Source organism: Corallococcus sp. CA041A, from assembly GCF_003612075.1.
Taxonomy (GTDB): Bacteria; Myxococcota; Myxococcia; order Myxococcales; family Myxococcaceae; genus Corallococcus; species Corallococcus exiguus.
The window spans coordinates 1-422 of sequence record NZ_RAWF01000696.1 but is presented as its reverse complement, the minus strand read 5'-3'; the positions used below and the strand labels follow the sequence as shown (position 1 = coordinate 422).

Annotated in this window: 1 pseudogene; it reads left to right on the top strand. The window is 65.6% G+C overall.

Going from position 1 to position 422, the window contains the following annotated elements:
* Window positions 1–33: 33 nt before the first annotated feature.
* Window positions 34–422 (top strand): annotated as a pseudogene (locus D7V77_RS42725) (GAF domain-containing protein); the annotation flags it as partial.

The window sequence follows — 422 nt, the reverse complement described above, 5'->3', positions numbered from 1 at the left end:
GCGCAGAATGCTCCCCAGGGAGATCCGCATGCCATGGAAGCAGACCGAGAGGACTGTCGGCGTGAAGCATTGCTGGGTGAGACCCGCGGCCTGGCCGCCGGGGAACGCGAATCGCTCGATGCATTGACCCGAACGGCCGCACAGCTCACGCAGTGCCCGATTTCTCTGGTCAGCCTGGTCGGCACCGACCGGCAATTCTTTCTCTCCCATTTCGGCATCGACCTCGATGGCGGGGCGCGTGACGGCTCGTTCTGCACCCACGCGATTGGCCAAGCCGATTTGTTCGAGGTGCCCGATGCGCTGGTCGACCCGCGGGTCATGCTCAGCCCGATGGTGACCGGCCCACCGAACATCCGCGCCTACTTTGCCAAGACGCTCCGCCTCGACGGCCCGGCCGTCGGAACGCTGTGCGTGATCGACAG